General features: G+C 41.0%; 27 protein-coding genes. 15 read left to right on the top strand and 12 right to left on the bottom strand.

What is annotated here, in order from left to right; all coding sequences use genetic code 11:
* Nucleotides 1–28: 28 nt before the first annotated feature.
* Both L1077_RS11680 and L1077_RS11675 read left to right on the top strand, forming a co-directional pair.
* Complete coding sequence (locus L1077_RS11680; RefSeq protein ID WP_237137007.1) at nucleotides 29–889, top strand: YicC/YloC family endoribonuclease; 861 nt, start codon at nucleotides 29–31, stop codon at nucleotides 887–889.
* Nucleotides 890–1,089: 200 nt separating this feature from the next.
* Nucleotides 1,090–2,307: a tyrosine-type recombinase/integrase gene (locus tag L1077_RS11675; protein WP_237137006.1), complete on the top strand. Its 1,218-nt coding sequence runs from the start codon at nucleotides 1,090–1,092 to the stop codon at nucleotides 2,305–2,307.
* Between the two features lie 22 nt (nucleotides 2,308–2,329).
* Here L1077_RS11675 and L1077_RS11670 read toward each other — a convergent pair whose 3' ends face one another.
* The 9 genes from L1077_RS11670 to L1077_RS11630 form a co-directional block, all read right to left on the bottom strand.
* Nucleotides 2,330–3,868: a class I SAM-dependent DNA methyltransferase gene (locus tag L1077_RS11670; RefSeq protein WP_237137005.1), complete on the bottom strand. Its 1,539-nt coding sequence runs from the start codon at nucleotides 3,866–3,868 to the stop codon at nucleotides 2,330–2,332.
* Between the two features lie 18 nt (nucleotides 3,869–3,886).
* A complete protein-coding gene (locus L1077_RS11665) occupies nucleotides 3,887–4,954 on the bottom strand; it encodes a hypothetical protein (protein WP_237137004.1) in 1,068 nt (355 codons plus the stop codon).
* On the bottom strand, nucleotides 4,954–6,567 hold the full coding sequence (locus tag L1077_RS11660; RefSeq protein WP_237137003.1) for a restriction system-associated AAA family ATPase: 1,614 nt from the start codon (nucleotides 6,565–6,567) through the stop codon (nucleotides 4,954–4,956). The genes L1077_RS11665 and L1077_RS11660 overlap by 1 nt, the downstream gene beginning before the upstream one ends.
* Nucleotides 6,564–8,309 (bottom strand): restriction endonuclease subunit S, encoded by a 1,746-nt coding sequence (locus L1077_RS11655; RefSeq protein WP_237137002.1) that lies wholly within the window; start codon nucleotides 8,307–8,309, stop codon nucleotides 6,564–6,566. Before L1077_RS11655 ends, L1077_RS11660 begins: the two co-directional genes overlap by 4 nt.
* Nucleotides 8,306–11,143, bottom strand: coding sequence for a type I restriction endonuclease subunit R (locus tag L1077_RS11650; RefSeq protein ID WP_237137001.1), 2,838 nt, complete (start codon nucleotides 11,141–11,143; stop codon nucleotides 8,306–8,308). Before L1077_RS11650 ends, L1077_RS11655 begins: the two co-directional genes overlap by 4 nt.
* 28 nt (nucleotides 11,144–11,171) lie before the next feature.
* Nucleotides 11,172–12,101 carry a restriction endonuclease gene (locus tag L1077_RS11645; RefSeq protein WP_222717186.1) on the bottom strand — a complete coding sequence of 310 codons (930 nt, stop codon included), beginning with the start codon at nucleotides 12,099–12,101 and terminating at the stop codon, nucleotides 11,172–11,174.
* Nucleotides 12,098–12,274 carry a methylation-associated defense system helix-turn-helix domain-containing protein MAD1 gene (gene mads1, locus L1077_RS11640; RefSeq protein WP_016788473.1) on the bottom strand — a complete coding sequence of 59 codons (177 nt, stop codon included), beginning with the start codon at nucleotides 12,272–12,274 and terminating at the stop codon, nucleotides 12,098–12,100. The genes L1077_RS11645 and mads1 overlap by 4 nt, the downstream gene beginning before the upstream one ends.
* A 127-nt stretch (nucleotides 12,275–12,401) precedes the next feature.
* The gene (locus tag L1077_RS11635) at nucleotides 12,402–12,587 is read right to left on the bottom strand and encodes an AlpA family phage regulatory protein (RefSeq protein ID WP_016788474.1); all 186 of its coding nucleotides are present in this window, start codon (nucleotides 12,585–12,587) and stop codon (nucleotides 12,402–12,404) included.
* Nucleotides 12,588–12,756: 169 nt separating this feature from the next.
* Nucleotides 12,757–13,194: an RNase H family protein gene (locus L1077_RS11630; protein ID WP_237137000.1), complete on the bottom strand. Its 438-nt coding sequence runs from the start codon at nucleotides 13,192–13,194 to the stop codon at nucleotides 12,757–12,759.
* A gap of 234 nt (nucleotides 13,195–13,428) precedes the next feature.
* On the opposite strand from L1077_RS11630, the gene radC reads away from it, so the two are divergent.
* The 5 genes from radC to L1077_RS11605 all read left to right on the top strand — a co-directional run bounded on the left by radC (nucleotide 13,429) and on the right by L1077_RS11605 (nucleotide 16,156).
* Nucleotides 13,429–13,905 carry a RadC family protein gene (gene radC / locus L1077_RS11625; RefSeq protein ID WP_237136999.1) on the top strand — a complete coding sequence of 159 codons (477 nt, stop codon included), beginning with the start codon at nucleotides 13,429–13,431 and terminating at the stop codon, nucleotides 13,903–13,905.
* Nucleotides 13,902–14,327 carry a DUF2787 family protein gene (locus L1077_RS11620; RefSeq protein ID WP_237136998.1) on the top strand — a complete coding sequence of 142 codons (426 nt, stop codon included), beginning with the start codon at nucleotides 13,902–13,904 and terminating at the stop codon, nucleotides 14,325–14,327. The genes radC and L1077_RS11620 overlap by 4 nt, the downstream gene beginning before the upstream one ends.
* A gap of 50 nt (nucleotides 14,328–14,377) precedes the next feature.
* Nucleotides 14,378–14,782 (top strand): DUF2787 family protein, encoded by a 405-nt coding sequence (locus L1077_RS11615; RefSeq protein ID WP_237136997.1) that lies wholly within the window; start codon nucleotides 14,378–14,380, stop codon nucleotides 14,780–14,782.
* 211 nt (nucleotides 14,783–14,993) lie between these two features.
* The gene (locus L1077_RS11610; protein WP_237136996.1) at nucleotides 14,994–15,554 is read left to right on the top strand and encodes a tyrosine-type recombinase/integrase; all 561 of its coding nucleotides are present in this window, start codon (nucleotides 14,994–14,996) and stop codon (nucleotides 15,552–15,554) included.
* A 101-nt stretch (nucleotides 15,555–15,655) separates the two neighbouring features.
* On the top strand, nucleotides 15,656–16,156 hold the full coding sequence (locus L1077_RS11605; RefSeq protein ID WP_237136995.1) for a lecithin retinol acyltransferase family protein: 501 nt from the start codon (nucleotides 15,656–15,658) through the stop codon (nucleotides 16,154–16,156).
* Nucleotides 16,157–16,210: 54 nt separating this feature from the next.
* On the opposite strand, the gene L1077_RS11600 is transcribed toward L1077_RS11605, so the two are convergent.
* Nucleotides 16,211–16,873, bottom strand: coding sequence for an inovirus Gp2 family protein (locus L1077_RS11600; RefSeq protein ID WP_237136994.1), 663 nt, complete (start codon nucleotides 16,871–16,873; stop codon nucleotides 16,211–16,213).
* 432 nt (nucleotides 16,874–17,305) lie between these two features.
* Here L1077_RS11600 and L1077_RS11595 point away from each other — a divergent pair, with 432 nt between their 5' ends.
* The 4 genes from L1077_RS11595 to L1077_RS11580 all read left to right on the top strand — a co-directional run bounded on the left by L1077_RS11595 (nucleotide 17,306) and on the right by L1077_RS11580 (nucleotide 21,869).
* Nucleotides 17,306–18,310, top strand: a complete 1,005-nt coding sequence (locus L1077_RS11595; RefSeq protein WP_237136993.1) for a hypothetical protein — start codon at nucleotides 17,306–17,308, stop codon at nucleotides 18,308–18,310.
* 1,071 nt (nucleotides 18,311–19,381) lie between these two features.
* Nucleotides 19,382–20,455: a Mut7-C ubiquitin/RNAse domain-containing protein gene (locus L1077_RS11590; RefSeq protein WP_237136992.1), complete on the top strand. Its 1,074-nt coding sequence runs from the start codon at nucleotides 19,382–19,384 to the stop codon at nucleotides 20,453–20,455.
* Nucleotides 20,456–20,848 (top strand): hypothetical protein, encoded by a 393-nt coding sequence (locus L1077_RS11585; protein ID WP_237136991.1) that lies wholly within the window; start codon nucleotides 20,456–20,458, stop codon nucleotides 20,846–20,848. It abuts the gene before it with no gap.
* The gene (locus tag L1077_RS11580; protein WP_237136990.1) at nucleotides 20,814–21,869 is read left to right on the top strand and encodes an SDR family NAD(P)-dependent oxidoreductase; all 1,056 of its coding nucleotides are present in this window, start codon (nucleotides 20,814–20,816) and stop codon (nucleotides 21,867–21,869) included. Before L1077_RS11585 ends, L1077_RS11580 begins: the two co-directional genes overlap by 35 nt.
* Nucleotides 21,870–22,089: 220 nt before the next feature.
* Here L1077_RS11580 and L1077_RS27330 read toward each other — a convergent pair whose 3' ends face one another.
* Both L1077_RS27330 and L1077_RS11570 read right to left on the bottom strand, forming a co-directional pair.
* Nucleotides 22,090–22,596, bottom strand: coding sequence for an IS3 family transposase (locus L1077_RS27330; protein WP_237136989.1), 507 nt, complete (start codon nucleotides 22,594–22,596; stop codon nucleotides 22,090–22,092).
* On the bottom strand, nucleotides 22,593–22,820 hold the full coding sequence (locus L1077_RS11570; RefSeq protein WP_237136988.1) for a transposase: 228 nt from the start codon (nucleotides 22,818–22,820) through the stop codon (nucleotides 22,593–22,595). Before L1077_RS11570 ends, L1077_RS27330 begins: the two co-directional genes overlap by 4 nt.
* 74 nt (nucleotides 22,821–22,894) lie before the next feature.
* Here L1077_RS11570 and L1077_RS11565 point away from each other — a divergent pair, with 74 nt between their 5' ends.
* The 4 genes from L1077_RS11565 (at nucleotide 22,895) to rpoZ (ending at nucleotide 26,923) form a co-directional block, all read left to right on the top strand.
* Nucleotides 22,895–23,254 carry a hypothetical protein gene (locus tag L1077_RS11565; protein WP_237136987.1) on the top strand — a complete coding sequence of 120 codons (360 nt, stop codon included), beginning with the start codon at nucleotides 22,895–22,897 and terminating at the stop codon, nucleotides 23,252–23,254.
* A gap of 537 nt (nucleotides 23,255–23,791) precedes the next feature.
* Complete coding sequence (locus tag L1077_RS11560; protein WP_237136986.1) at nucleotides 23,792–25,804, top strand: methyl-accepting chemotaxis protein; 2,013 nt, start codon at nucleotides 23,792–23,794, stop codon at nucleotides 25,802–25,804.
* Between the two features lie 97 nt (nucleotides 25,805–25,901).
* The gene (gene gmk / locus L1077_RS11555) at nucleotides 25,902–26,525 is read left to right on the top strand and encodes a guanylate kinase (protein WP_237136985.1); all 624 of its coding nucleotides are present in this window, start codon (nucleotides 25,902–25,904) and stop codon (nucleotides 26,523–26,525) included.
* 122 nt (nucleotides 26,526–26,647) lie between these two features.
* Complete coding sequence (gene rpoZ / locus L1077_RS11550) at nucleotides 26,648–26,923, top strand: DNA-directed RNA polymerase subunit omega (protein ID WP_237136984.1); 276 nt, start codon at nucleotides 26,648–26,650, stop codon at nucleotides 26,921–26,923.
* Nucleotides 26,924–26,970 lie beyond the last annotated feature (47 nt).

Genomic DNA, 26,970 nt, shown 5'->3' with positions numbered 1-26,970 from the left:
CGCAAACTTAATTAAATAGGAACTTTATATGATCCATAGTATGACCGCCTACGCTCGAAAAGAGGTAAAAGGCGATTGGGGCACTGGGGTTTGGGAGATCCGCTCAGTCAATCAACGTTATCTCGAGACATTTATCCGCGCGCCGGAGCAATTCAGGGCATTAGAGCCAGTAGTACGTGAACGCCTTCGCAAGCAACTGCAACGAGGCAAAGTAGAAGTCTATTTAAAATTTGCAGCAAATCCAGCGCATGTTGGTCAGCTGTCTATTAACGAAACCCTAGCCAAACAAATTTTAGAAAATGCTAAATGGGTGCAATCTATCAGCGGTGGTGATATCAACCCAACTGAAATCTTGCGCTGGCCAGGCGTTATGGAAGCTGAAGAAGTCGATTTAGATGAAGTAAACAGTGCATTACTTGCCGGTTTTGACGAAGTCGTACAAGACTTTAAAGCGGCAAGAGCCTCTGAAGGTGCAAACCTTGGGAGCATGATCACCACACGCCTAGACGGTATTCTTGAACAAGTCGCCGTTGTTGAAGGCCACATGCCAGAAGTGACTAAATGGCAGCGTGACAAGCTCACACAAAAACTGGAAGAGCTACAAACGGAAATCGATGAATCACGCTTAGAGCAAGAACTTATTTACCTTGCACAAAAGCAAGATGTGGCAGAAGAGCTAGACCGCTTAAAATCTCACGTCAAAGAGACGCATAAAATCTTGAAAAAAGGTGGCGCATGCGGCCGTCGTTTAGACTTTATGATGCAAGAGTTTAACCGTGAGTCGAATACACTTGCCTCTAAATCTATCAATGCTGAGATCACCAATGCCGCGGTAGAGCTAAAAGTACTGATTGAACAAATGCGTGAGCAGATCCAGAATATTGAGTAATCTCCATAATTGTATTTTATTGGATTTAATAATCAAAAATACAACAACTTAGAAAAAACAACTTTCCACTTTAGTATTCTTTAATACACCATTAACCACCACCAACTGGTGGTTAATGTGGTGGGTATGATAGACTTACTATAAACGTAAGTGGTGGGTAATCGATATTCACCGAGATCATGCACTGCTAGAGGTGGGTTATGGCTAAGTTAACGGTTAAGAAAGTAGAAGCGCTCATTAAAGCTGGTGGCGATAAAACGAAGCGCCATGCTGATGGTGAGGGCTTGTACTTGGTAGTCCCAGCTTCGGGCACTGCGAGCTGGATGCTACGCTTCACCTCCAATAAAAAGCGCCGTGAAATGACGCTTGGTAAGGTTAAAGATCTTACTTTAGCGAATGCACGTGCCGATGCTGCTACTAAAATGAAGCAGGTGCGTGAGGGCTTTGATCCACTCTTACAGCGTAAACGCGCCGAACAAGAAAGCATTAAAACCGTTAATGACTTATTTGAAGATTGGTACCCAACTCTAGTTAAGCGCCTTAAACACCCTAATATCCCCAAGCGTGTTTACACCAAAGACATCGCCCCACACATTGGTGAAATCCCTCTCGATAAAATTACTGCCCGTGATATTCGCACAACAATCACAGCAATTAATGACTCCGGTCGACCAACCATTGCCAATGACGCTCTAGGCCACTGTAAGCAGCTTTTTAACCATGGGATTAAGCTTGACCTTCTTCAGGGTAATCCAGCCTCTGCTTTCACTGTGAAAGACGCTGGCGGAATAGAGCAAAGCAAAGATCGAGCGTTAAGCGAAGACGAGCTAACCGCATTTTTCCGTATGGCGAGAGAAAACAGTACCAGCTTTAGCCGCGACAACTATTTAGCCTGTGCTCTCTTAGTTTGTTTAGGGGTTCGTAAATCTGAATTGTGTGAAGCAAAGTGGGAAGAGTTTGATTTGAAGGAAGGTTTTTGGCATTTACCAAAGGAACGCAGTAAAACCAATGTAGGTTTTACTATTCCACTAGCACCAGAGGTATTGAAGTGGCTTGAGGAGTTAAAAATACGAGGGTTTGGTTCTGAGTTTGTATTCCCTAGCAGGAGAACCAGTAAGCGCCCTCACATGGGCCCAGACACGCTTAACCGAGCCATTACCAAGCTATTTGGACATGAAGCTGGTAAAAAGAAACAGCCACCCAATCTAATGGGTGATATACCTCACTTCACCGTACATGACCTACGCCGCACTTGTCGAACACTATTGGCAAAACAAGGCACTCCCGGCCATGTGGCCGAGAGGTGCTTGAATCACAAGTTAAAGGGTGTCGAAGGTATTTATGACCAATATGACTATTTGGAAGAGCGGAGAGACGCTCTGGCAGCGTTAGTCATTACAGTGCACAAGCTCATTTAGTTGCTATGATGGTGGTATAACTTTATTTACTGACTGGCAAGCCCGACGCTACATCTTTGAATGAAGCTAATGCTGCTTCTAGATGATCTATAATCTCTTGCTGCAAAATATCTGGCGCAGGCACGTTATCTAAGTTGTCTAGGCTATCATCTTTGAGCCAAAACACATCCAAGCTAGCTTTGTCACGGTTGATTAACTCATCATAGCTGTAGTATTTGAATCGCTCAGTCTCTTCGCGCTCATGACGGTTGTCTGGGTTGTAGCATTGAATAAAGTCTTTCAGATCGCTCAGCATCATTGGACGTTGTTTCAGTGTGAAGTGCTTATTTGTTCTCAAGTCATAAAACCAAATACCTTTGGTATGGACTTTTTCGTCACGAACAGCATTATCAAAAAAGACTACGTTTGCTTTAACACCATTGGCATAGAAGATACCTGTTGGTAATCGTAAAATCGTATGTACATCGCAGTTGTTTAGCCACTTACGGCGTATGCGCTCACCTGCCCCACCTTCAAATAACACGTTATCAGGCAAGACTACTGCGGCTTTACCTGTGTCTTTTAAGCTCGAAACAATATGCTGCAAGAAGTTCAATTGTTTGTTGGTGGTTGTCGCCCAAAAGTCCTGACGCTCATAGGTTAGAGCATCCTTATCTTCACCACCTTCAGCATTAGTAATGGTCATGCTGCTTTTCTTACCAAAAGGAGGATTGGCTAATACGTAGTCAACCTTATCTTCCCCTTTAATAGGCGTTAGCAATGCATCAGCGCGCTCTACTTCAGGCTCACCATCAATACTACCGATATTGTGAAGGAACAAGTTCATCAGACACATACGGCGAGTCGATGGAACAATCTCATTACCACGGAAGGTTTCGTCACGCAGAAACTTGACTTGGTCTTTGTTTAGCTTCGATTTTGCTATAATACTTTCATCATGCTTTGATGGATTCCAGTGGCTCATGCCTTTTTCAATCCAATGTTCGTCACCATAGGTTATCCAGTCACTGGCTGTTAAGAAGAATCCACCTGTGCCACAAGCTGGGTCAGAGATGGTTTTCTTTGGCTCCGGTCGAACACAAGCCAGCATAGCGTCGATCAATGCACGTGGCGTAAAGTACTGACCAGCACCACTTTTTGTATCTTCCGCATTCTTCTGTAATAAGCCTTCGTACAGATCACCTTTAGCGTCTGAATCTAAACTGATCCAGTTTTCATCGTTAATCATTTTAACGATACGAGCTAACTTAGCAGGATCGGGGATCTTGTTTTCAGATTTATAGAAAATCGCACCAATCATACCACTTTCTTTTGCTAGGTTTTTTAACACCTTACGGTACTGTTCTTCTAGCTTCTCGCCTTTTAACCCCTGCAACGTTTCCCAATTGAACTCTGTAGGAACTTTGGTATCCCTTGAGTATGGAGGTTGTGCATACTCATGTGCCATTTTTAAAAACAGTAGATATGTGAGCTGTTCTAAGTAGTCACCATACCCTACGCCGTCATCACGCAATGTATGACAGTAATTCCAAACTTTTTGTACTAATGCTGGTGCATTCATCACTTCAACCTATTTAAACTATGCGACTTGCTCTTCTTGAGCTACTGGCAAGCCATCTTTAATTAATGCTAACACAAGTGGGTTTTCTGCTTCGAAGTAATGATTAATCATTTTGGCCACCTTATCTGTAAGGAAGCCTAAGCCTTGCGGTGGGTAATCCCTTTTCAAAGCCTCATACTTTCTTAACCCGACTAAAATTTCAGCATTTGTACTATTTTTATTTAGATCCAGGGACGCTAAGTATCCGCCGATCTCACCTAGGACTTGCTGGTAGTTAGATGATAAGACGGTTTCCTTGAGACGCTTTTCTACCGAAAAAACCTCATTCCACGTTCTAGTTTCTTCTATATCTGGCGAAATCGAGATAATCCAATCAGGCTTCTCATCAAGCAGTGTTATAACCGGTGTTCTACTCAGGCAAATCTCCGCTTTGACGTTTCCATAGGGATTTAAAGCTTTTCTCCCAGCATTGTTTTTAACAATTATATCTTGCTGAAGTTTATAACTTTTATTGCACTTCCCTCCCATAGGAACTAAGTTGAATAGATTTGCAGCAGAAGTTACATAAATATCTTTTAACAAATAATGATCTTCATCTTCCCTTTTTAATCCTGGAGCTTCGAAAGGTTCATACCCACAAAAAGGACAAGTTTTGTTAGTCAAAGAGTCATAAATAGCTTTGTAATGCGTATCTCTAGATTTAGTCTTTGTTAACAAACTAAACCCTTCTATAAATACTCTTTGTAAGCAATCGATAAATGGCCGTTCATCATCTGTTACAGCTGGTGGTACTATAGCTCCGCTTAATAACTCATCAATGCTATTTTGAGTATTAATAAAGGCCAATACTGCACTTCGTCGCGCCTCTGTTTGTTGGGCTGCAATATTTTTTAATTCTACTAGCAAGTCACGCAGTTTTCTTCGAGAGCTTAATTTTGCTCTATGCCTTTCAGGTAATATTAATGGCCAATCAGGTACTACGGCTCCCCTATTAAGATTATCAAAAATAAGAGCAATCGCTTCGTAAATACTTTCATGAACAAAATTATTATCTAGTGCTGCATCAACCGGGTAATTAACAAACATTAACTATCCTCACTAGAAATTAATGCTAATTTTGCTGCTAATTTCATTCGTTCTGGTGATTCGCCTAAATTCGCTACTGCTTCTTGGAGGTCTTGTTTTGTACCACTTGCCATTAACTCTTTAATTTGATCTCTTGGCACCCCTGATATTTGTGGTGAAATATCAAAACACTCAGCAAGAATCGCATCAAATTTACTGCCAAACGTCTGAATTCTCGGAGGTCGTGATTCAATTACTCCTTTATCATTCTTACTAAATATTATTACGTTTTTTCTATCCATATCTGAAGGAACAAATGGAGAGTGCGTAGTTATCAGGCAGTCTTGCATAGACGCTAATGAATTTTCAGAACGCTTTCCTTCATTCTTACACTTCTCTTTGCTGGCGGTCGGTAAGTTCATTATGTTCGATATGAATTCGACTCTCCATTTAGGATTAAAATGGCTTTCCGGTTCATCTAGTAGAAACAATACATTAGGGAATGATGCCATGCATAGTGTCCCTAATAGTTGTGCAAATTGGTGCTCTCCGTCTGAAAGAGAAACATAGTCAACAGGCTTATTACTCTTCTGTGAAATAAACTCAACACGCTCAAACCGAAAAACTTTTTCGCGCTCCATCGGTTCTGGTAACCTAGACGCAAATCGTCTCTGTTCTACGCCTTTTACATATGCCGCTCTATCTTTCGCTGGAATAATGAGATCATTCAACATTGCTAATTTATGAAAACAAGAATATAGCTCTAAAGCCCCTCCTTTCCAGTAATGTTTAAAAGCTGTGTTAGTCGCATTCTGAACATAGAAGTCAAACGTCCATGACCATGTTTGTTCATCATAGATAAAACAAGTTGCACAACGCTTCAAGTACTCAATATAACTATCTAATTCATCCGTTAATTGCACACCACCACTGGGAGCAGCCGTATGTTTTCTTTGAATAACGCAACGAAATGATCTCAGCTTTTCCAAGTTAGACTTCTCAGTTAAGCTTTGTCTAACATTAGTTGGATTTAGGAGTAAGTTAGCTACTAAAACTTCCAAGTTGGTACTGTAATCGATCAATAGCATTCTAGAGTCTAGGATTGGTTTCGATTTTAGTTCATCTTTAGTAGCATTAGTTCTTACTTGATTTGCATAGCCAGCCCTACTTACAAAAAAAGGAATACTTAAGGTTTCATTGTCGCCAGATGTATAACCTATAATCTTCGAAGGCAATAAGCTCACTACTTTAGATTGGTCAGAAATTAATTCCCATTTAGCATCAATAAGCTCTTCAACTGCAATTTCAGGTAATTTTTTACCAACTTTACGCCTTTGTATCTTTACCAGATGGATCTTTTCCTTGCTATCAGCAATAAAATATTCGAGTTCAAACTGGATCTGCTTGTTTGCTGTGCCTTGCTCTTCCTCTGGTAGAAACTCAGAAAATACAGCTTGAAATATCTCAGCAATAATCTGTAATACTTGTGATTTACCTGTACCATTTGGGCCAATCAAACATAATGGTGAAAATCTATCCGTTTCAATCTCGCTATTTCGGAAATTTATTTCAACGTTATTTAACAAACCACCACAAGTATCAGCATCTATAATTTTCAGCCTAACGAGTTTCATTTGCCTTCCTTTACGAATTTAATTGAATCAATTTCCTGATCAAACACCTGGATAATTACCGGCTTGTCTTCACTTAACATGTCAAATATGCAATCTTTTAACTGATCATAATCACCTTGAAAGGATTTTTGTAATTCTTCAAAGGTAAAGCTGCTTTCTTTATATTCACTTACCCACTTAGCAACGTTATCTCTAGTGATTTTTTTCATAGTTTGCACTTTCTTCGTTCGTTTAGGTTTGGCTATTCTTGCAAGCTCTTCACGCTCTATTTTTATTTTTTCGAGTAATGTAGAAGCAGGTTCATCAGCAGGATCTTGAGGTACTAGTTGTCCTGAAAAAGCTGATTTAAGTATATTTTTACGCTGAGCATTTAAAAACTTCAACGTTATGTCTGCTTCAGAGGTGCTGTTAGTTATATATTGAAAAGCACTAGTTAAATTACTTTGTACTTCTTCCACTTCACTTAAAGGAGGTAACGGCACTGCGAATTTAAGAAGTTTTCCCTGAGCAACGTTTTTCATTGAAGCCTGGTTACCTGTAGCGGCATGCTCTATCTGAGTACGCCCAAGCTCTCCTCGCATGAATTGAAGGAGCCAAAACTTCAACTTGTCTTCAACGAATTGTAGTCTGAGTATTTTATCGCTAAGCATTACCTTTTTCGTAACATGCTTTGCAATTACACATGCGCCTACAAGCTCAGTGGTATTCGCTCTAGAAAATAAAAAGTCGTCTTCTTCGATAAGAATATTATCGTTCTCTAGGTCGGAGCGTGTACACGTTTTACTTTCTTGTTCATCATACTCCCCCCAAGTCACAGCGCTTACTTTAACCACACCATACTCACCGCTCTCAGGTGGTCGTTCCAAACATTTGAAGCTTTTGCCAGCTTCTACATTATTAATGATCATATCCAAACTTGCCCACACCCAGCCATCTGGTAACTCTGGTAAACCTTCGACTTCCGGACTTGTCGGCTCAGGGTATTTAGCTTGCCAGTTTTTAGGTGGCTTTTTCTCTTTAGCTTTAAACTCTGCCAGTTTTTGTTGTTCCCAACGTTCACGACGTTCGGTAAGGATTCGCTCTAATAGTTGAGCTCCAGTTTCCTTAATACTTCCGCTGTTAACTTCTCGCCATTTTTGTGTAAGCGAGCCTTCAACGGCACTTTTTAGTAATGATTGACGGTATTGAGTAAGTTTTATTTTCGCTGATTCAAGCTCTTTTACTCCAGAGTCGAGTTCCGAAAATGTCTCATCTAACTTTTCGACAATTCGGCTTTGTTCCTTTTCTGGAGCAATTGGTAAATCAATAAGAGAAAGTGTTTTAGCGTTCACGTTTTGAACAGCAATTCCCGAGCTTCCCTCTGAGATAGCATTCCAATACTGCTGAGAGTCTAAAAAATACCTGAAGTACTTTGGATTTAATAAGGGACGAAATCTTATTAGATATGATGCAAAAACGGACTTTTCAGCTTTTGATATTAAATATGAATAGCCGATTGAACCAGCGCGTGAGATAACTACATCATTATCTTTTAAAAGATACTTTTTAGCATCCTCGTCTGAAATTTCACAAAACGGTACGTTTTCCCAGTTTAGCTCTTTTTTTGTAATATCAGTGGTACGAAGGTAATGGTAATTGCCATGAGCACCTGCTTTAGCTGTGTAGCCGTATTGAGATGGCTCACATACTTCGCCAATCTTTGACTGCTCCCACCCTTGGGGCAAATTATCTATTTCACTCACGCAATTAATTCCTGATTCAATTCAGCCAATAGGCTATCTAATTCGTTTCTGTCGCCGTTGTTCTCATTACTAACGGAGAATAAACCCCACGCTTTTTGTAAGCCACCGTGATCGGAAAAAGGGCTGTAGTCAAAGTCATCACGTTCTATAAAACAGCTGACGGAAATATGGTCTTTAATCAAACGTAACCACTGAGTCTGTTGCTCGGTAAAGGCAGTGGATCGTTGGGCATTGTGACGGAAGATCCATTTTTTAAACTTAGCATCAACCTGTTCAGCAAAAGGTTTCAACTCTGTATCTAAGCCGATGGCAAACCTGATTAGTGATATTATATCGGTTAGTTGTCGTCGCGTGTTTGTATTCTTCTTGTTATTACCATCGCTTTGATTAAATCGCTCGTAGGCAGTCCAGAGCTTTTCCGTTGTAAGTAGCAATGGTGGCTTGTTTAACGCTTGGTGCAATTCTTCTAGCATAGCGAATGTTAACCCTCTACGTTGATAAGGTTGCTGGTAGAAGAAACTTAATGCCTGGATATCGTCTTTATGTTGTTTGATAAAGTCTTTAAAGGTTTGAATCATCTTTTCAGCATCATCCGCGGCTTGGCTGCTATAACCAGAATACGTGACGGTATCTAGATTGATGTGATCAATAAGCTGTTCGCGGTTACGGCGAGCTGATTCAATCACATCACGTGTTTCTGGATTATCAAAACTTTGGCAAGCTTGGTCGACAAGTTGCTCTTTCGCTGTTTGACGCTCGCTATCGGTTAGGGTTTCTTCACTACGTGTGATCCCTGCCTTTTTCGCATTGGTTAATGCTTGTTTAGTGATAGCATCAGGGTCAATCGCAGTGAGTAATTCTCTAGCTAGTTGTGGTAATGGTTTACCTGCGATCTTTTCTACTTTATCTAAACCCCGTTTATCGAGCTGTTTAGCTAACCGCGTTAAACGACTGGCCAAACTTTGGATGGTGTCATCGTCTCTATGCCCCATCGCCACACCTTGTAATAAGTCTTTCATTGACAGATTAGGAGCTTTTTCTAACGATCTACTCTCTGTTTTTAGAGATTTCTCCACCCCAACGGCGTCAATAAGAACAAAACGGTCCTTATCGGTAGTAGCGCTTTTACTGACATTATGTAAATCCTCATAGCTCAAACTACGTACACCACGCCCTTTCATTTGCTCGTAATAGCCTTTGCTGCGCACGTCTCGCATAAAGAGCAAGATTTCGAGTGGCTTTACATCAGTTCCCGTTGCAATCATATCAACGGTAACCGTGATCCTTGGGTTAAAGTCGTTACGAAAGTCATTAAGAATACCATCAGGGTCTTTCGCGCTATAGGTTACCTTTTTGCAGAATTCGTTTCCTTGGCCATATTCTTCACGGACAACCTGAATGATGTCATCAGCATGGCTGTCTGTCTTGGCAAAGATCAGTGTTTTCGGTACTTCTTTGCGATTGGGAAATATCTCTGTTTCAACCGCCCTTTTCATCGCTTTTATGACTTGGCGAATTTGGCTTGTATTGACCACCGAACGGTCAAGGTCTTTGCTGGTGTAATTGCTATCTTCTTCAGCCTGCGCCCAACGTTTTGTACGGGTGAGTTTATCACGATGATCTAGCCACTCTTTAGCTTTTAGCTCAGCACCTTTGTTACCAATTGCTGTTTCTATCTCATAAACGTCGTAGCCAACATTTACGCCATCAAGCACCGAATCCTCATAGCTGTATTCAGCAACAATGTTTTCATTAAAGAAACCAAAAGTACGCTTATCTGGTGTGGCAGTTAAACCAATGGTGAAAGCATCAAAGTAATCGAGTACCTGCTTCCACAAGTTGTAAATCGATCGGTGGCACTCATCAACGATGATGAAATCAAAGGTTTCGATAGGTACTGCTGGGTTGTACTTAACCAACTTTCCCTGTTGTTGATTTTGTTTAATTTCATGTAGAGATACATCTTCAGCACTTTCATCTATCGGCTTGCCACTCAAGATAGAGTACATGCGTTGAATGGTACAAATACACACTTCAGCCGCATCGTCTATGGTGCTGCTATTTAAGCGTTGAACAATGTGATTCTCATGGAAAAAGGTTTGTTTACCTTGCGGTTTAAACGCATGGAACTCTTGTTGTGCTTGTTTACCTAAGTTTCTAGTGTCTACCAGAAAGAGTATACGTTTCGCCCCACCATGATTAAGCAAACGGTAGACCGCATTAATAGCGGTAAAGGTTTTACCCGCACCTGTTGCCATGTGTATCAGCGAACGCGGTCTATTTTCAGCTAGCGATTTCTCGAGCCCGGAAATAGCACTCACCTGACAATCGCGAAGAGTTGCTTTCTCTAGTTCTGGCATAGAGTTCTTTAAGCTGTTACGTAAAGAGTGTTCTTGCTTGGACCACGCTTGTAATGTTTCCGGCTTAAAGAAATGGAATAGTTCTCGAGCTCTCGGGGCCGGATCTCGCAAATCTGTAAAATGAATAACTTGGCTTGTTGCTTCAAATAGAAACGATAAAGGCGTTTCTTCTTTTCGGAACTTGATTTTGCTAGTGGCATAACGAAGCGTTTGCTCTTCCACCTGTGAAAGAATTGTTTCATCTTTTTTTGCTTCGATAACACCAACAGCTAAACGGTTAACGAATAACAAATAATCGGCACTATCTGTATATTGCCCTTTCCCACTGTCAATTGGATACTCGCGGACCGCTACGCCCAAGCCTTCGCCAAGATTCACCTTGGGCCAGGTCTGTATTTTCCAGCCAGAGGCCTTCAATTGCTCATCAATTGATAAGCGCGCCTGCGTTTCCGGTTTTAGTCCGTCAATATCCATAATCTAATTCCAAGCTTTGTTTCATTGATTAACTTTCGAAAAACTCTTCGTCAATTTTTTTCAAATGCAATACATCTTCATCACGGCTGCCAATGTTGTATCGCAACATCAACTTAGCCAACTCTTTACCATTAATAAGCACTATGCGCATCCCCAAATCTTTAGCTGTTTGTATGGCTGAAGAAGTAAACTCGGATGTAGTGATGAAAATGCCTTTTTGTGCTTTCTTCAGACTAAGCGCACCAAAGAAGTCTCGAATTTCACCTGCCCCAACGTTATTACCATCAGCATAACGCTTGGCTTGAATGTAAACCTGATCAACGCCAAGTGGGTCTTGATTAATCACGCCATCGACTCCGTTATCACCGCTCTTCCCAAGCGTATGGGCCATTCCCTCATCGCTACCCCCATAGCCCATTGCTAGTAGCAGATCGATAAGTAATTGCTCAAAGAAAGCTGGGGATACTTTACGGGTTCGGGATAAGATATCTGAGGCCAAGGCGTCATTTATTTGTTTATACGCAGCTCTTAACACTTCATCTGGAGTGATTTCATCTACTGTATCTTCAATTACTTCAGTAGAGGCTGTTTGCGAACTTAAAGAGTCATTTTTCTGCTCTTTGAACGCAACAAATTCATCAAACTGCTTTAAGTATTGATTATTGATAACCGCATCTTTATCTTGCAGCGCTTGAATGCCTCTATCTGTAATAATGAAGTGTGCTCGCTTAGTAGCTTCAAGCAAACCTGCTTTAGTAAGGTAAGTGCGTGCCCAGCCAATACGGTTGTCAAGGATGGTTTGTTTACCGCTCGGCAATCGCTCTTCCCGATCTTCGTCTGAGAGATTGAACCGTTGTGCTAACTGATTAATCACATCCCTAAGCTTTACTTCTTTCCCATTGGCTGACTTTATCACTTCAAGGAATGGGCGCATAAACTCTTGGTAATTGGGGATCATCCGTTGTCCTTTTGCTTTTCTATCCAAGCTTCTAAATCTTCTCGCTTAAAGCGCCATGAACCACCGACCTTAAAGCCTGGTAGCTTGCCTTCGCTTGCTAATCTGTATGCTGTTTTCTCGGCTAACTTTAGATAAGCCGCTACTTCTTTAAGCGTTAGGATTTGGTCAACCATTCAAAGTGCAATCTCATATTGGTTTAGTCATCAAAGTTGATATGAGAGAATATGGGAAAATTAAGGAATGGACAATGTGTAGATATGTGTTTATGTGACTGTTGTTTTATATACTTATTATGCAATCTTAATCGAGCTCTGCTGCTTGCAACTTCTCTATCATCCAATCTTCTACCTCACTTTCCAGCCAAGCCTTGCGCTTACCCATCACGGTTACATTCTTAGGAAATTCACCAGCCTTAATCAGGTTGTAAATGCTGCTACGACACAGTGTAGTTTTGTCCATTACTTGTTGTAGTTTAAGAAATTTCATTTTGAAACCTTGTTATGTAGTTCAACTCATAACAAAGGCCACAGCGTTATTTTTTACTTTTCCTTAGCTCGCCTACGGGGATGGGGATGGGGTAGCTAAACATACCTCTTCATAAGAGCACACACATATGAATCACTTGCTGGCAGTGCCAGCAAGTGATTCATTATCATTACAACTGACGGTTCGCCACCGCGAGAGCGTATCTATAAGCGGCATCTTTTCCTGCTGAACAAGCTGCGACTTTTCTCACCTCAACACTCTTATCTTTGCTTCTTTCATCAACCAACCGCCAAAGGTCTGCATTAGCTATCGTTTCTTTATTTACCTTGCGCCAGTCTCGTCGCTTCCAACCACCTAACCACTCATTAAAACCCTTGACACAATAATCGCTGCTTGAATAAATAATATCGCTATCTCTCGCATGCTCTAACCCAAAAGCAAGCGCTGACAGATCTAGGTAAGCCTGGTCAGCGACATAGTCAACAGGCTCCCAATCTTCATCATCAATACATCCATTAGCATCGAGCGCTGTGTACGCAATACCACCAACAAGGCGACCTCTTTGCTTCCGCACCATGGCCGCTTCTACATAAATTTCTATACTCATTGTCATACTCTCCAGAGACTAAAAAGCCGATACACCCTTTGCACCAGCCAATTGTGTTGATTGTTCATTCGTCGCTTAATTACGATTGGTACATAACAACGACAAGTAAGTTATTTTTTACCTGCCTCTGAGAGCGATTGCTTTCTATCCTCCATCCCTAGCAAGCCGATTTAAAGTCCTTTCAGATATATTTCATCAGTACGCATAACCAAACAGATGATCTAAGGAGCTCTTATGCGTAACTCCAACAACCAACACGATTACCCATTCAAAACTTCAAAGTTAAATGAACTGCTAGAACGTGCAGCCGAAGCACTGGCTGCAAAATACAAACGAGAGGGCACGTTCACTAACCCAACCAATGTAAAAGAGTTCTTAAAGCTCAAGTTAGGGGCTCACGACCGCGAAGTGTTTGCTGTGATGTTTCTTGATAATCAACATCAGTTAATAGAATTTGAAGAATTGTTCTTTGGCACTATTGATGCTGCTTCTATCTACCCACGCGAGGTGGTCAAGGCAGCGCTAAACCACAACGCCGCCGCGGTAGTTTTTGCTCACAACCACCCTTCAGGTATTGCGGAGCCCTCTCAAGCAGATAGGCGTATTACACAGCGTCTAGTGGATGCACTAAAGCTGGTAGATATCCGAGTATTGGACCACATCGTTGTGGGTGAGGACTGTGTGTCATTTGCAGAAAAGGGGTGGGTATGAATAGATTCACCATTTCCGGTGTTAACGAAGAACTCGTTCGTCCCATGCATTGTTTTCTTGATGCGCTAATGTCTGAAAACGTCATCCCGAATACAGTCGAACGGGTAGCGTTAAACATACGCTCTAAAGATATGAATAGCCGTTTTCAACCAATCGAAATTCAATTGGAGCGAGCATCAAGCAAAACACCTTGGCAACTACGTTTTATTGCCACCTTTGATGTGATGGTCACAGGTACTCCACAAAAAGAGTTATCCCTGTATTTCAACTTCGCAGGGTGTTGGTTCTATCACCCAGAGATTAAGCAGTGCAACTTACAACGGCCAGAAGTACAAGCCTTGCTTGCTAGCTGGCTCAAAGCCATTACTCACACTCTAACCACGCAATCTGCAATCTCAATCAACATCACATCCGTTCGTTAATCCTAACTACCTTCAAAGAGGTCTCTATGAATCAAGCTGCCAATCTGGCTATGTTCGCGTGCAAGCGAGCTAAGCCTTCACATCAACTTATCGAGTTAGTTAAACGCTCTATTGATGATGTTAATTACCGAGGAAAAATGACCATCCGTTTTCAAGATTCAAGCTACCATCCGAAAGACGGAGGCTTTCACCCGGTCTCTATTACGGTGGAGGTCAAAGATAACCATATCGCTCTTATGGAAATCACTGACCTTGTTTATGTAGAAACAGGTACACAAGAGCTCGTACCTGACTTGGCTTTTGATTTTGCTAACGACGTCGCTTTCGCTCGTTTCAGCGGATGGCTTGGTATGTACCTGCAAGAAACAACCGAGCTATATGGGATGTGGGAGTGTAACTTTCTAGCTTATGTAGAAATGAACGCCTACGACCAAGTTCAGGTTGAGTACAGTTAATCATCACTCGTAGCAACCCTATCCACTGCCCATCAAGCTCAACTTCATATCACAAACATTCAACACAACCACCAGCACAGAGCCAAAACGAGGCTGCTTCCCATATTGTTAAAACGGGAAGCTTCCATCCCTTGCTGTATAAGGGTTCTTTAATATCGTCGGCTTTGTGCTTCCCAAAACACCCTCCTACAGACAAAAAAGGAAGCAGACTATGGCTGAGGTCCAAGCAATCAAAGACGATGACACCATACGTATGGTTGGTCATCTATTGAGTATTCGTTGTCATCCACAAATGGCCGATATATGGCATATCGGATTAAATCTGGCACTGAGGATTTCTGATTTGTTGTCGATTCGCTTTGAAGACATTAATGGCGACCGACTTATTATTCGAGAGAGTAAAACCGGAAAGCTCGCCAACATTCAGCTCAATACCAAAGCGCAGCTGCACATTGCTAGATTGAGAGAGCAACATCCCGACCACATCTACTTGTTTCAATCCCACCGATGCCAACAGTTGAAAAACAAACCACCGCAGCCAATCACGCGACGTGCTGTATCGATGGCGTTTCAGCAAGTAGGCCAAGAGCTGAATATCGCGTTAGGTACTCACTCGATGAGAAAGACCCGAGGTTACTTTCTCTATCAATCCACAAAAGATATAGGGCGTGTCATGAAAATGCTTCGTCACACATCTGAGGGCGTCACCCTTCGATATATCGGTATCACTCAAGATGAGGTTGATAAGGACTTCGTTTCTCTTGAGCTTTAAGCATGGTCATTTACTAAGGGGGCGGGACCGCTAATCCCTTATAAACATTAAGCTCAGAGCCTTTTTGAGTTTCGTCATCACAACATTAGAGGGCAAATAACATGAATCCATATAACGCAATAGGAAGCTTTCTAGTCGGCAACTTATCGAAAAGTTTAATCCAAAATTTATTCTGGAAAACCAATCACCCAGTCAGAGGCTGCATAGTGTATTGCGATCTCGCATTTGGTTATGCTGAACATTCGGGTGTCTACGTGGGAAATGGACGTATCATCCATCGTAATGGCAAAGGTCTTATTGAAGCCGTATCAATTCATCAATTCCTAGCTGATACTACAGCTCTTTCCATTTACGTGAGTTGCAATGCTCACGGCCGTTCCGTTGGCAGCGAGTTTACCGCCCAAATTGCAGAAGCTATGCTTGGTGTGCAGACAGACTATTCCCTGCTAGATGAAAATTGCCATCAGTTTTGTAGCCACTGTCTAAGCGGTGATATCTTTTCAAACACCTTCACATTGACTCAGCTTAAACGTGACGCTCGTGCGCACATTCAAGCGAGTCAGTGGCGTGTATGGGACTTAAGGGACCGTCACAAAGGATAAGGGGATTGTCTCCCCTTTATTTTTTGCTTTCTGGATAAAGACCTTGGTTCGAACCTAACGAATGCTTCGACCTATACAGCGATGACCTTCGTCATAATGCTTCGTGGCATACTTGGCAAAATAACTGAGCCTAAAGAATAAGTTTTTATACTGCTCAATAATTTCATGACTATTTCGCTCAAGGGCATAACATCGATTTGGTGGGTAATCTACAAGCGTACTGGCATAATCAATATCACAGTTAAGTGCACTAGCCCACGCACTAGCGATAGTCCATGCTAAAGACCCAACCTTTTTGCTGCTACCCAGCCTCCAAAAACAATCCCGGTTCAACAGCAAAACAAAGTGATAATGATCATTATCCGATGTATCACGCTCTCGTACCCATACGTATCTAACAGTACAAGGGTAAAATCTTTTTTTTTCTCTACGAGCTTTACGCTCATGCGCCTTAAGCTTAGCCTTGAACGACTGAACAAAACGAGTAGCTAAATCGATACGTCGAATACCTAAAGCCTCATTACCTATGATCTCATCACGGCTAAGGCAATCAGTTAAAACACTTCTAGGTTGACGAAGCTCAAACCTAACAGCAAAAACCCTCGGGTACTCATCGATAGCATTGTCGATTGGTATACGAATCGTATCTAGGTGATCGTTGTTAAGCTCATACGATGAACCTAATGTTGGTAATCCTTGGTAGGTAGATTTCTTCATGAGATTGATTCCTGTGTTGTTCATCTACAGGAATCTCTTCTCATATGATTTTTTACCGTATATCCCTAACCTACTTAAGGTAGGTATAACCCTCCTAGATGGCTCTTTTGCCTATATATATAAACCATACCGTCACTTAAACTTGGCTTGTTACTCGGTCACAAACCAGCTCTGACAACACTCCACCTATCACAAAAAGCGTGAAATTCACTCTCAAGTTATCAAGAACGAAACGAAAAACATCACAGAAACAAGGCATCATTACGATTAACCCCATACAAAGCAATGCTTCAAAAGTTAAATTCATCAACAATAAATTACTATGTAATCACTATTAAATCATCACTAAAACGACATTAAATTAATGAGTAATTCTCATTGAAATGATACTCTATTGCTAACGTGATTATGTTTTTAACTAGAGAAGTAGTAATGAATGATTCTGGTATGTTACAGGCTCACTCTTGGCGTGAAGCTATTTACCTTGCAAGAGAAATACGCAGACAACATTCCATTGATACAGGCTTTATTGAGTCTTGCGATACTTTGGTACAAGCAAATAAGCACCTCAACAGATACCTATCCGAGTTAGAAGAATGTGAAGATAAATCGCAACTAATTGCAGAGGTCCGTGCAAAGTTCAAAGCCAATGATCAAATCTCGGAAGACGAGTTGCGTTTCCTAAAGAAAAATCCAAGAGCCTGTGGTTTCTGTATCACGCTACTTTTGTTTCACTCGGGATCTGACTCAACAACTTCCTTCTCAAATAATGAAAACTCACGTTTTGCACAGAAAGAAAAGTATAACTTTTCACCAGTCGCATCGAGTTCTTATGGTAGAAAAGCAAGACCAAATTCCAACGAATTTAGAGACCATCCTGTGCCTTTAAGGTTTTTTACGCGGACAGATGAACTGCGAAAATTCGTCGACCATAACGCTCGTTTTCGCTATGTAATTGAAACACTACATCATAGTAATGTTGACTTGAGAGGGCAGCGCTATTTGGTAAATTTGATTCACGATCTATGGGCTCAATGTAGTAATCAAGTCAGCGAAAACCAAAAGTTTATAGATTGGCTTGACCATAAAAGTGAAGAGCAAATTACAACCTGTATAAAGTACCTGAAAAGAAATTTAGATGAGTTTACCTTGCCCTGGCAGCCAGTAATGACTAGTGAAAAATACCAAGCACTGGTCTCCTACTTCGATTATCACTTGCTAATGAAACCAGCTGAGACAATATTGGTAATCCAAAAAATGAAGGCATCCTGGAACCAGACGAAGTTTAGAAATAAAAATAAGGGTAAACGTCCCTACAGCGTTTCTATGACAGATCGCACTAAAGAGCGACTAACATGGCTGGTGAAGCAGGATGACTCGAATATTAGCGATGTAATCAAGAAACTCATTGATGAGAGATATGAGAAATTACAATAGCTCAAATGGTGGTTAAATTGGTGGTTAAAAATCTAAATCCAAACATCAAAACAATCTAACCACTTGATATGTTAACTCTTTATAACCAGAATACACATTCAGATCCAGAATATTGAATAAATTTAACTAGCGCTCATTAAAATTCATAACCACATGAAAAACCTCGCCTTATAGCGGGGTTTTGTTTTATCGTTCCGTATTTTTTCTTTCTGTTTCATCCAATTGATGAGTATTGTGGTGAGTATTTTTCACTGCTAGTCTCAAACTACTGGTGAGTACAAGAGGTGAAAAAATGCCAAATTTAACCGTTAAACAAGTCAACATGCTTACTAAAGGTCAGCATAGTAAAACATCCGATGGAAACTGTTTGTTATTCGTCGTTCCGACGCGTAGCGAACCTGATTGGTCTCTGGGATATACCTCTAACGAAAAGAGGAGGAAAAAATCACAGAGTAAAGTCGGGCAGCTGGAGCTGGGCATAATGCAACCAAAGTGAATAAGGATAAATTACTTTTCGTCGTTAAAAATCAAGAACCCATATGCAATGCTGTAATTCACAGAGGTTTCTAAAATCCATGTAGCAAAAGTAGTCAATTGCGAATAGTGTGCTACTAAATAGAAATAACCAAGTAAGCATATTTAGTAGATTATTCCTTAAAAAAGCTACTTCACTACTTTATGGATAATCTTTTTGCACCCAATTAAAAGCTGTATTTTATTAGCAACACAGTTACTCCTCCTCCCTACGCTGGTTCTTTATGATAAAAGTTTTCGTGCAGGGGCGCATACTAGCGATAAATAACCACTCAGAAAAAACTTGAAAATTGAGGTGCGGTTTCTTGATATAAAAATAACTTTAATTCTTTTTATAATTGATTTAGGATATCGAGGAATTAAGGGTCGCTTCATATCCTTTCTTCCCACAAGAAAAGATCAGTAGGTCATGAAGTAATAGGTGAGCAACCTAAATCATAGTTTAATAAATCATTGCATAATGCACACGTCAGTGGCAGATAACGCTTTTAGAGTGGGACAGAAAATGCGTTATTGGTTGTAAAGACGGAGACAGTTATGCCCTTTTACTTATCCCCAAAAGTATTTTCAAATCAAGCCAAAGTTCTTGTTAAACACTGGCCTTTTAAGCCAATAAAAATTTCAGCTGCGCGGAACTTACTTTCACAGTTATATGGTTATAAAAATGATCACCACTATCGAAAGATGCACGTCACGACTGCGCATACTACGTCATTAGTACCCTGTTCAGAGGAAATAGTTCAATCTCACTACAGAGAGTGGATACAGCGTTTTGCAAAGTTAGGTGCGATGAATGAGATTCAAGCTCGCCAGCTCATGCATATGCTTTGGCCTGCGTATTTAAATCACAACTATTCACTCACAACGAAGATGTATCATGCATTATTTCGGTTTAACGGGCATTGTACTGACTTTCTTAACGATGAAATTAAGAATGTAGAGATTAGATATGATTTTGATGATACTCCTGCCATTGGGGATGCCATTCAGGCAATGGGGATTCCGCATACAGAAGTAGGGTTAATTAGGGTAAATGATAAAAATGTAGACTTAAATTTCCGACTTAATGACGGAGACAAAGTTTCCGTTTATTCCTCTTCTGCTGAGTATACTAACTCAAATATGCCGTGGAAACCAAATGGTGAATTGACATTTTTATTAGATGTACATTTAGGTGGACTTGCTCGTTACTTGAGAATGGCTGGATTCAATTGCTTATTTGAAAACCATGACCATGGTGATTCGGTATTGGCGGAGGTCGCTTCAGTTGGTGAGTGTATTTTATTGACCCGCGATAAAGGTTTGTTGAAACGTAGTAAAGTTAAATACGGTCGCTGGGTAAGAGCAGTAGAGCCGATTGAGCAATTTAGAGAAATAGTTAAACACTATCATTTAGCTGACCACTTCGATCCTTTATCACGCTGTATTAAATGTAATGGCACTATCACTACCGTTAAAAAAGAAGAAATTAAAACAAAAGTACCTAAAAAGGTCTATGCCAATAATATAACTTTTAGCCAATGTGCTAAATGTGAGCAAATTTATTGGCAAGGTGGGCATTTTAGCAAAATACAAAAAATATTAACTGATGTGAAAAATAGGAGCTTGTAAATGAACTTAAACACACCTCCTCTGCATTATCATATGAAACAGAACGCAATTTTGTCTAAATTAGCTCATCATTATAATGGCAATAGCGGTACTCATTCTCAAAAAGAACTACAAAAGCTACATGATGCGATACTACTGGAATCTACAGAGCGATGCCTTGCAGAACCAAACTTCTCGTTAGATGGAGATATCATACCTAGCGGTCAGTGGCTCATGAACAAGTTTCAATGTAAAAAATCAGCTCATCAAATGTTTGATATTATTGCCTCGTCTGAAAGAAAGTTATTTAAGCCAAATCGATGCTACATTTGCAAGCAACTATATCAATCTGTTCATCATCATTACCACCGTCTATGTAATGAGTGTTCATCATCATTACCACCGTCTATGTAATGAGTGTTCATCCTTTAACTTTAAGCGCAGAAGTGATAAAGCAGATCTAAATGGACGACTTGCTTTATTAACAGGGGGAAGAGTCAAAATTGGTTTTCAAATCGCGTTGAAGCTATTACGTGCTGGTGCGAAAGTGATTGTAACCAGTCGCTTTAAGTACGATACTGCAAGACGTTATATGTTAGAACATGACTATGAAGATTGGGCAGATAACTTAATTATATATGGCCTTGATTTAAAACATATTCCTTCAGTGGAATCTTTTATTGAATATATAGTTAAACGTTATGATAAGCTCGATATTCTTATCAATAATGCTGCGCAAACAATAAAAAAGCCTCAGAGTTACTATCAAGAAATGGCCAAGCGAGAAAACGCCCTGTTAGAATGTGTTGATCGCAATTTACTCAGTCGCTTCCATGATCCTCAGTTAGAAAGTGAGAACCATCGTTGGTTAACCTATTCTAGAGTATCAAAGCCTAATGTCATCGATAACACTATGCTTGATGAGTTTTCCGAGCCAGTCGATATATCACCTCAGAATAGTTGGACAAAAACAGCAGCAAATATAGATACACTTGAATTTTTAGAAACGCAAACTATTAATACAACAGCTCCGTTTTTACTTTGCTCTAAACTAAAAAGCCTGCTTCAAAAATCTAGCTTGGAAAGAAAGTTCATAATCAATGTATCGGCGATGGAAGGACAATTTAATCGAAAAAATAAAACTCACCGTCACCCCCATACAAATATGGCAAAAGCTGCGCTAAATATGATGACAAGAACAATCGCATCTGATTACGTAAAACAAGATATATACGTCAATAGTGTTGATACTGGGTGGGTAACTCAAGAAAACCCCTTGCCAATTAAATCACGTAATCGAGCTATAGGTGTTGTCCCCCCTTTAGATTGTATTGACGGGGCTGCCAGAGTATTAGCTCCAATTTTTGAAACTATTAATGGAGCTACGCCTACTTATGGGCGATTTTTAAAAGATTATCATGAATGCGAATGGTAAAAATAAACAATTCATTTGACAAGGTAACAATAAATAATGATGCTCGCGGTTGATCATAGAGATGGTTTTGCGTGTGTTGCAGGTGTTTCTTTTAATGACTGGCAAGACAAACTTAAAAGCGCTCTTATATCAGCAAAGTTTCTAACGTAAAAGAATATGAAGCTGGAGCTTCTATCTTAGAAAGTTGCCCTTTATTGCTACCCTATTGAATGAACATTGCCTAAAACCAAACATGGTTGTCATCGATGGTTATGTTTGATTGAATGGTATTAAGAAAGCTGGGCTGGCGGTTGTAATCATCCAGCACATTCCGTGTTCTAAAGCGATGCCTGTAACTAAGCGCATCGCTCATAAAATCCATCGACCACGAGTCATTATGTTTGCTCGGTTCGCTTAACGGCTCCGGTATGCGTGTTGGTACACGACGTTTCCCTTTTCGTCTAAGGTTAAGGTTAAGGTTAAGCATCTTATACACTCGCTCAACGCGCTTTTTATTCCATACTTTGCCTTGATACCTAAGTCGTTTAAACAGCTTTGGCATGCCCCACCTAGGGTGCCGCTCAACAAGCGCTAACAAAGCATCAATTACATCATCATCCGATGGTCGCTTGCATTTATAATAATAAACGCTTCGACCTAAACCCGCTACGTCACAGGCAAATGCTACGCTAACCTCAAACCGTGCTCGTAAGTGTTCGACCCAAGCTCTGCGTCTACTTGTTTTCACAGCTTTTTTGAGATGATTCCCTCAAGCATTGAATGTTTTAAACTGAGAGTCGCAAACATGTCTTTTAGCTTGCGATTTTCATCTTCAAGCTCTTTTAAACGCTTCACATCAGAGGCGTCCATCCCACCATATTTAGAACGCCACTTATAAAATGTACTTTGACCAACACCATGTTTACGGCATATTTCTGGTACAGGCACACCCGATTCAGCTTCTTTGATCATAAACTATCTGTGTTTCGGTGAACTTACTTTTTCGCATCGTAAAATTTCCTCTTATATTGATAGAAACTCTACTTATGGACTGTTTCAGTTTATGGGGGAGTTACACTCTCTATTTTGGCGGTTTATTTTATGATCCTGTTGCAGGAATTGAGCTACTATTTGAATTTGATGATGGCTCACAATTAGTTATGAAAGCAGCCACTTTGAGATCAGGGACCAAACTGCGCTTAACGTATACAAGACATAGTGCAATTGATTCTGAAGGAAACCGGATCCCAGATGCGGGATCCTCAATTCACGGTACTTATCAGTTTTCTTCACAATACAAGCTAGAGCAGTACATACAAAAAGCAGCAGAGTATGGTATTCGATTAAGAGTTATACAAACAGGAGTGAGAGGAAGAGTAATCATTACCCCAATTGACAGGACTTAAAATATGATAGAAATGCTTAGAAATGGTGAGCTACACCTTATATCCGTCGCTTTTTTTGTGCAAGTTTTTGCTTGCCTTGTAATAAACTATTTCGTCGCGCACAAATATCGATATAGCAAAATATTAGCTGTTATCACAGCAATGCTGCCACTGATCAACACCTATGCGACTTGTGTGTATATCGCGTTAGTTATATTCCATTCTAGGCACCCTAGGGTGACAAACAGCGAAGGTTAGTTCACTGTACATCGCCAAGCCTAATTCAGGCTTGGCTTTTGACCAAGTCTGAAAATTACTTCACAGTGATAAGCATCCCACCATTTATATCAAAAACGAGAAAGCCAAGTTTACTTTTTAAACAAGTAAACAATAGCATGCTTTACCCGAAGTGCTTTTATGAACCTTTTTATGTCGATATAACAAACAATCAGGAAATTAATTCATAAATTCGCAATTTTCTTATCCTTAATTAATAATTTGAAAAGGCAAATTTGATATTCCAGGGAATCGGAGTACACAACTTTCTTGGGTAACAATATGAACTTAAGTAAAAAGCTATATTTATCCTTTGGTTGCCTCATCGCACTGATGGTTTTTTCCAGTACCGTTGTTTGGTTTAAAGTCTCCACCGAGACTGCAAGAGCTTTTGAAGTTAAAGGTGATGACCTACCCGGTATGATTTTATATAACCGTCTACTTCATTTAGAGTACCAGCTCAATAATATTGCGCTTGAATATCTTAATGGCGATGTCAGTAAAGTGGGACAATTTAATCAGTTGTTTGAACGTTTTAAATCCACGCAAAAAGAGCTTTACGGGTATGAGTCTGCGAAGCAATCTGACAGAGACAAAATGGCGCGTATCATGGAGTTGGCAGAGAAGTTCCACCGCGATGTAAATAACGAGATTTTTGCCAAATATGACCCTCGCGCTTACGAACAAGTTAAGCAACGCGTTGATAAATTAGATCGTGACGTAGGTCAACCATTGGAAGATTTATTAGATGATCTAAAAGAGCAAGAATTTAATGGTGCCCTAAAATCAACCGATCTACAGGAATCAATAAACGATGACTTACCGGGTGTAAGATATTATTTAGAGCTAGTTGATGAGGGTGGTGACATGATCGCAGCCATCATTTCTCACACCACGGGTGCCCCAGCCGCTGAAGCGGATTTTAACGATGATGCACAAAGCTTCAGGCATTACTTAGATTTACTAAAACCTCTAGAACAAAAACCTAACGAAGTTCGTGATATCGCCCGCATTGAAGAGATGTTCGCAACCATTCAAAAAGAAGCGCAAGAAGTCTTTAGCTCCTATGACTCAACAGCTTACGTCACAGCACAAAAAAAATTAGCTGAGCTCACGACTAACCAGATGATCGAGCTATCCGAAATCCTTGAAGTCTCAAGTGAAGAAGAAAAAGATGATGCCACTAAAGCGCTGGATTTATTGGTTGAAGGACTCAATACCACACTTGTGATCATTATTCTCATTACGCTTGTCGCTGCCATTATCGCTATCGCAGTCGCATTTGTGATCAGTCGCTCGATTGTGACTCGTTTAAGTCAAGTACTCACCATTGCGGAAGGGATCAGTGAAGGAGATATCTCAAGACCGCTGCTGACCCATGAGGGCAAAGATGAAATTGACAGCCTCGCAGAAGCCACTAATAAGATGTCAAACTCACTCAACTCTCTACTGCAAGCCATCAGTAATGTGGTGAATGATGTTAAAACATCCAGTGATGATATCGCTGAGACAAACAATCAAATTGCCTCTCGCAGCCAAGCGTCCGCCGATCAATCCACTCAGGTCGCCACAGCCATAGAGCAAATGAGTGCAACTGTTTCAGAGGTGGCATCACAAAGCCAAGTTGCCGCTAGCCATGCCGACGGCGCACGAAGCCTTGCATCAGAGGGCGGCTCTACCGTTACGGCTACAGTTGATAAAATTAAATCAGCGTCAAATGAAGTACAAGATACCGCTGAAAACGTCACACACCTTGGCGAGCTAAGTAGCCAAATTGGCAATGTTATTGGTGTGATTGGCAGTATTGCCGAACAAACCAACTTATTGGCGCTGAACGCTGCGATTGAAGCCGCACGAGCCGGTGAGCAAGGGCGTGGTTTTGCCGTGGTTGCAGATGAAGTAAGAACACTAGCTGAGCGCACATCCAAAGCCACCGAAGAAGTTGTGAGTACCGTCCAGTCGATCCAATCTCAGACAGAACATGCAGTTAAATCCATGGAAAACAGCGTAGCGCAAGTTAACCACAGCGTGTCTATGGCTGAAGATGCAGGTACACAACTTGAAGGGATCGTCACCGGTGCCAGTGAAATCGCGTCGATGATCCAATCAATTGCCACCGCCACTGAAGAGCAATCAGTCGTAGCCAGTGAAATGGCCAGAGATATTTCACAGATCGAGCAATCGAGCCAGAGCTCTTTGCAAGATACACAAGTCGCCGCACATTCAGCACAAGAGCTGAACAAACAAGCCGAAGAGCTGGCCGTGTTGGTGAGCCGATTTAGATTACGTGGCTAGCCAAAACTGGTAAGTAGACGCACAAAGATTTAAAATAGCGCTTTTTACGGGAGTAAGAAGCGCTCAGACTCCCTTTTGCGTACACAAAGGTTTCACTATGACAATGACTCGCGGTAACTTGTTTATCTTATCTGCGCCTTCTGGTGCTGGTAAATCAAGCTTGATCAAAGCTTTATTGAACAAACAAGCCAATATTAAAGTTTCAGTATCACATACGACACGTTCACCACGTCCTGGCGAAAACAATGGTGAGCATTATCACTTTGTTTCCGTTGATGAATTCAAAGCACTGATCGATAAAGGTGATTTTTTTGAATGGGCGCAAGTTTTTGAGAATTACTATGGTACGTCAAAGCAAGCGATTGAAGATCAGTTAAACAAGGGTATCGATGTCTTTTTAGATATAGACTGGCAGGGTGCAAGGCAAGTCAGAGCATTAATGCCTGAAGTCAAAACCGTGTTTATCTTACCGCCTTCGCAAAGCGAATTAGAGCAGCGCTTAAATAATCGCGGTCAAGACTCACAAGAAGTGATTGCTGCAAGAATGGCTGAAGCCAAGTCAGAAAGTAGCCATTACGATGAATTTGATTACGTCATAGTGAATGATAATTTTGATACTGCGCTTTGTGAATTGGAGCACATTGTTGTCGCAGCGAGATTGCAAATCAAAGCGCAGCAAACTCGTCACAAAGCACTTATCGCGGATCTACTCGCTGATTAAACACGTTAAATCCTGGATGAGATTGACATACTCGCGATAAATTTTAACCATTCACTTGGCGAACAGGGCTGATTGAAGTAAACTAGCCCTTTGCTAAATGTATAATTTTTTGGAGTGCTTCGATGGCTCGCGTAACTGTAGAAGATGCAGTAGATAAAATTGGTAACCGTTTCGATTTAATCCTTGTTGCAGCGCGTCGCGCTCGTCAGATTTCTGTTGGTGGCAAAGACCCTTTGGTTGAGGCTGAAAATGACAAGCCAACCGTTATCGCGCTACGTGAAATCGAAGAAGGTCTTGTAACAACAGACTCTCTTGACGTAATCGACCGTGAAGAGCAGCAGAACCAAGAAGCAGCAGAGCTTGCAGCAGTTGCAGCTATTGTTGGTGGTAACCGCTAAATAAACTTCTAGACGGCTTAAAACGCCCTGTCTAAGTAAAGTTTGAT

Source organism: Pseudoalteromonas luteoviolacea, assembly GCF_021654285.1.
Lineage (GTDB): Bacteria > Pseudomonadota > Gammaproteobacteria > Enterobacterales > Alteromonadaceae > Pseudoalteromonas > Pseudoalteromonas luteoviolacea_J.
This window is presented reverse-complemented; position numbering and strand designations above follow the sequence as displayed.